The following is a 4681-nucleotide window of genomic DNA, read 5'->3' as shown; positions in this document are numbered from 1 at the left end:
GTGTTGATGGTGATACCACGAGCTTTTTCTTCCGGCGCGTTATCGATCTGGTCGAATGCGCGAGCAGCACCGCCGTAGGTTTTAGCCAGTACGGTAGTGATTGCAGCGGTCAGCGTTGTTTTACCATGGTCAACGTGGCCGATAGTACCGACGTTAACGTGCGGTTTTGTACGTTCAAACTTTTCTTTAGACATCGATTGTCCCTCTAAGACACGGATAAATCGGTGATATCACCACATCAACCAGGCAACATGCCCGACTTGTTGAATGCAATAAACAGAGAGAAACAGGGAAGGAGAGATAAAGAAGTGGTGCTGATACCCAGAGTCGAACTGGGGACCTCACCCTTACCAAGGGTGCGCTCTACCAACTGAGCCATATCAGCACGTCTGGAGCGGGCAGCGGGAATCGAACCCGCATCATCAGCTTGGAAGGCTGAGGTAATAGCCATTATACGATGCCCGCATCCTGAAACTCGGCTACCCAGTTCTTTCTGTAACAAAAAAGAGATTGCTCTCTTTAATGTTGAGCTGATTAGTTTACCCAACCAACTCCGGCTACGCAAAGCGTCGCCCGAAAGTGGTGGTGGGGGAAGGATTCGAACCTTCGAAGTCGATGACGGCAGATTTACAGTCTGCTCCCTTTGGCCGCTCGGGAACCCCACCCAAATTGTTATGGTGCCGACTACCGGAATCGAACTGGTGACCTACTGATTACAAGTCAGTTGCTCTACCTACTGAGCTAAGTCGGCATCAAGTAGCGCGCATTCTAGGGAGACCTGCGAGTTCATGCAACTAAAAATTTGCATAAAACGTTCTCTTGCTCACATTTTGTGCTCTTACGCGAAAAAACGGTGTAATTTCAAACAATGGAGTGCAAAAAAAGCGCATTCCTCAACGCAGAATTTGTTTCGCTGCGCCTGTCAGATACAAGAATGACGGTTTTTTCACCTGGAAATCCTGGTGGCAGGCGCAATCGCTAACCTGCAAAGATAGCAGACTCGCTTTCTCCCCTCTTTCTACTTATTCATCACTTGTGATGCTGCTATGAGAAAGCGCCCTTCGATGAGTTTTTTTCTTATTATTCCCGGCATTCTGGTGTTACCCTCCTGCCCATTGTCCTGATTAACTAGTGTGAAGCATCACCGCTACCTCTTTTTCGGTGATAGTAAGAACATGCTTATGAGCAAAAAAGAGCAGACGTTAATGACACCCTATCTACAATTTAACCGCAACCAATGGGCTGCACTTCGTGATTCCGTTCCGATGACGCTGACAGAGGAAGAAATCGCGCGGTTAAAAGGCATCAACGAAGATCTTTCGCTGGAAGAAGTCGCCGAGATCTATTTGCCGCTGTCACGTTTGCTCAATTTCTATATCAGTTCCAACCTCCGTCGCCAGGCGGTGCTTGAGCAATTTCTTGGCACCAATGGCCAGCGTATTCCTTACATCATCAGTATTGCAGGTAGCGTTGCGGTTGGTAAAAGTACTACAGCGCGTGTTTTACAGGCGCTGCTTAGCCGCTGGCCTGAACATCGCCATGTAGAACTGATTACTACCGATGGCTTCTTACATCCTAACTCGGTGTTAAAGGAACGCGGCCTGATGAAGAAAAAGGGCTTCCCGCAGTCGTATGATATGCATCGGCTGGTGAAGTTTGTTTCTGACCTGAAATCTGGCGTACCCAGCGCAACCGCGCCGGTCTATTCCCATCTGATTTATGATGTTATTCCTGATGGCGATAAAACCGTTGCTCAACCGGATATTCTTATTCTGGAAGGTTTGAACGTTCTGCAGAGCGGAATGGATTATCCACACGATCCCCATCATGTATTTGTTTCTGACTTTGTCGATTTCTCTATTTACGTCGATGCGCCGGAAGACTTATTAAAGAACTGGTATATCAATCGCTTCCTGAAATTCCGTGAAGGAGCTTTTACCGATCCGGATTCTTATTTCCATAATTACGCCAAACTTTCAAAAGACGAAGCGGTTAATATTGCCACTTCATTATGGAATGAGATCAACCTACTGAACTTAAAAGAAAATATATTACCAACCAGAGAGCGTGCCAGCTTGATTATGACGAAGAGCGCAAATCACTCGGTCGATCAAGTTCGCCTACGGAAATAAGAAAGGGAGCGCAAGCTCCCTTCTGTTTATTCTGCGCTACGCAGCGATATCTCGCCTCCAACCCATGGTTTAATTACCCCGTCCTGCTCGAGTAATAATGCCCCTTGAGCATCAATTCCGCGAGAAATACCAAATATTTCCTTATCTCCAATAATCAACTTCACCGGCCGATTGATAAAGTTATCCAGTTTTTCCCAACGTGGCAGGTAAGGTGTTAAACCTTCCTGCTCGAATAGTTGCAAACCGCTACGTAATGCTTTCACCAGACGCGCCGTCAGGGTGTTACGGTCAATGAAGACTCCCGCCTCCTGAAGGCTGATCCACCCCTGATTGACAACATCAGACTCAACCCGGCGCATCACGAGATTGATACCAGCACCGCTGACGATCTGCGCGGCATCACCGGTTTTGCCTGTCAGTTCTACCAGGATACCGGACAACTTGCGGTCCTGCAGATAGATATCATTCGGCCATTTGACCCGAACGTTATCCGCCCCCAGGCTCTGCAGTACTTCCGCAATCACAATACCGATTACCAGGCTCAAACCAATCGCAGCTGCGGGGCCTTGCTCCAGACGCCAGTACATGGAGAGATAAAGATTGGCCCCAAACGGTGAGAACCACTTACGCCCGCGGCGGCCACGACCAGCCTGCTGATATTCAGCGACACAGGCATCACCTGACTCCAGTTCGTCCAGACGATCCAGCAAATACTGGTTGGTGGAGTCAATTACCGGCAGCACGGTAATACGACCTTGTTCAATCTGGCCGGCAATCTTTTGCTCATCCAGCAATTCAATCGGCTCAGGGAGGCTATAGCCCTTCCCTGGTACGGTAAACACATCAACACCCCAGTCGCGGAGCGTCTGCATATGCTTGTTAATTGCCGCGCGGCTCATCCCCAGGCGTTCGCCGAGCTGTTCGCCAGAGTGAAACTCGCCATCCGCCAGAATAGAGATAAGCGTCAGGGGTACGGTATTGTCTTTCATGCAATCACCTCTTCCGCGTTCACTTCACCCTGCTCTCCGATGAAGCGCACTTCAGGCTGTAGCCAAACGTTAAATTTCTCGCCAACCTGCTGGCGGACATAGTGGGCTAACCCTACGACATCATCGCTGGTCGCCTGGTTATCGTTGATCAGTACCAACGCCTGCTGACGGTGAACTGCCGCCCCGCCGATAGTTTTACCTTTTAGCTGGCACTGATCGATAAGCCAACCAGCCGCCAGCTTAACGCTGCCGTCAGCCTGTGGATAATGTGGCGCGCCAGGGAATGCAGCCAGCAATTCCTGAGCAACCTGAGCACTGACGACCGGGTTCTTAAAGAAGCTGCCGGCATTACCATTTACTTTCGGATCCGGTAACTTGGTCATACGCATATGGCAAACCGCATCAAACACCTGGCGGGGGGTAACAGTTTGCGCATCGAGACGGGTTAAATCACCGTAGGTCAGGACAGGCTGCCACGCTTTTTTCAGCCGTAGTCCAACAGCCACTATCGCGTAACGATCCTGATATTCATGTTTGAAAATACTGTCGCGATAGCCGAAACGGCACTCTGTGGCAGAAAGGCGCTGCTTGCGACCTGTTTCGAGTTCGATACAGTCTACGTATTCACATACTCGCTGCAGTTCGACGCCATAGGCACCAATATTTTGAATTGGTGAAGACCCCGCGCAGCCAGGAATTAAGGCCAGGTTTTCCAGCCCAGGCATTCCATTTTCCAGCGCAAATTGCACCAGTTGATGCCAGTTTTCGCCGGCGCCAACGTGCAAACGCCAGGCTTCTGACGTTTCGCTTACCTCGATCCCCATGATGCGGTTGATAATCACCGTGCCGGAATAGTCTTTCAGGAACAGAACGTTGCTTCCTTCTCCAAGGATCAGACAAGGTTGGTGTTCTGCAGCGGCGGCTTGCCAGGCAGCCAGCAACTGTTGTTCATTTTCAGCAAGTACAATTGCTTTGGCAGAATGGTTAATGCCAAAGGTATTCCAGGGTTTGAGGGAGAGGTTCATAGTGGCTTCCTGATGCAAAATCAGCATTAGTTTACCGTATATAGCGAGGGAAGGCTTGCCTGAATAATACCGGTTCAGGGCCGGGTTCTACTCATGATGGGCGTTAATGAATGGCGCTGGCAGGGAGGATGTTTCCCCGGAGCCGGTGCTGCGCACCTTTTCCGGGCTACGGGACTGTAGCCCCGGTAAGCGCAGCGTCACCGGGGGAGCTGGCGGCGCGTCTGGCCGCAAAACACAAAAACAAAAGGCCCGGCCTTCCGACTGAGCCTTTGTTTACGTTGATATGGCAGCGGCTTTCCCCGGAGGCGGTGCTGCGCACCTTTTCCGGGCTACAGGACTGTAGCCCCGGTAAGCGCAGCGCCACCGGGGGAGACGGCGGCGCGTCTGGCCGCAAAACACAAAAACAAAAGGCCCAGTCTTCCGACTGAGCCTTTCGTTTTATTTGATGCCTGGCAGTTCCCTACTCTCACATGGGGAGACCCCACACTACCATCGGCGCTACGGCGTTTCACTTCTGAGTTCGGCATGGGGTCAG

General features: G+C 50.8%; 4 protein-coding genes, 4 tRNA genes and 1 rRNA gene. 1 reads left to right on the top strand and 8 read right to left on the bottom strand.

Features of this window, described 5'->3' with window-relative positions:
• From PGR09_RS24460 to PGR09_RS24440, 5 genes are all read right to left on the bottom strand, one after another.
• On the bottom strand, nucleotides 1-194 hold a 194-nt coding region (locus PGR09_RS24460), incomplete at its 3' end, for a GTP-binding protein (RefSeq protein ID WP_000031656.1).
• A gap of 115 nt (nucleotides 195-309) precedes the next feature.
• Nucleotides 310-385 (bottom strand) — tRNA-Thr (locus tag PGR09_RS24455).
• 5 nt (nucleotides 386-390) lie between these two features.
• Nucleotides 391-465, bottom strand: a tRNA-Gly gene (locus PGR09_RS24450).
• A gap of 115 nt (nucleotides 466-580) precedes the next feature.
• A tRNA-Tyr gene (locus PGR09_RS24445) sits at nucleotides 581-665 on the bottom strand.
• A 10-nt stretch (nucleotides 666-675) separates the two neighbouring features.
• Nucleotides 676-751: transfer RNA gene (locus PGR09_RS24440), tRNA-Thr, on the bottom strand.
• A gap of 430 nt (nucleotides 752-1181) precedes the next feature.
• On the opposite strand from PGR09_RS24440, the gene coaA reads away from it, so the two are divergent.
• Nucleotides 1182-2132 (top strand): type I pantothenate kinase, encoded by a 951-nt coding sequence (coaA, locus tag PGR09_RS24435; protein ID WP_045398338.1) that lies wholly within the window; start codon nucleotides 1182-1184, stop codon nucleotides 2130-2132.
• A 26-nt stretch (nucleotides 2133-2158) separates the two neighbouring features.
• Here coaA and birA read toward each other — a convergent pair whose 3' ends face one another.
• The 3 genes from birA to rrf form a co-directional block, all read right to left on the bottom strand.
• A complete protein-coding gene (gene birA, locus PGR09_RS24430) occupies nucleotides 2159-3121 on the bottom strand; it encodes a bifunctional biotin--[acetyl-CoA-carboxylase] ligase/biotin operon repressor BirA (protein WP_045398335.1) in 963 nt (320 codons plus the stop codon).
• Nucleotides 3118-4173, bottom strand: coding sequence for a UDP-N-acetylmuramate dehydrogenase (murB, locus tag PGR09_RS24425; RefSeq protein WP_316423621.1), 1056 nt, complete (start codon nucleotides 4171-4173; stop codon nucleotides 3118-3120). Before murB ends, birA begins: the two co-directional genes overlap by 4 nt.
• A 420-nt stretch (nucleotides 4174-4593) precedes the next feature.
• Nucleotides 4594-4681: ribosomal RNA gene (gene rrf / locus PGR09_RS24420) — 5S ribosomal RNA — on the bottom strand; the annotation flags it as partial.

Origin of the sequence: Klebsiella sp. 141251 (assembly GCF_050600725.1) — a bacterium.
GTDB lineage: Bacteria > Pseudomonadota > Gammaproteobacteria > Enterobacterales > Enterobacteriaceae > Klebsiella > Klebsiella aerogenes.
Note: the sequence above shows the minus strand (reverse complement) of the source record. Positions and strands in the feature narration are given on the sequence as shown.

Bases quoted from the DNA above. Each gene is read 5' to 3' on its own strand.
- coaA (WP_045398338.1), top strand. From the start codon at position 1,182: ATGAGCAAAAAAGAGCAGACGTTAATGACACCCTATCTACAATTTAAC.
- birA (WP_045398335.1), bottom strand. From the start codon at position 3,121: ATGAAAGACAATACCGTACCCCTGACGCTTATCTCTATTCTGGCGGAT.
- murB (WP_316423621.1), bottom strand. From the start codon at position 4,173: ATGCTGATTTTGCATCAGGAAGCCACTATGAACCTCTCCCTCAAACCC.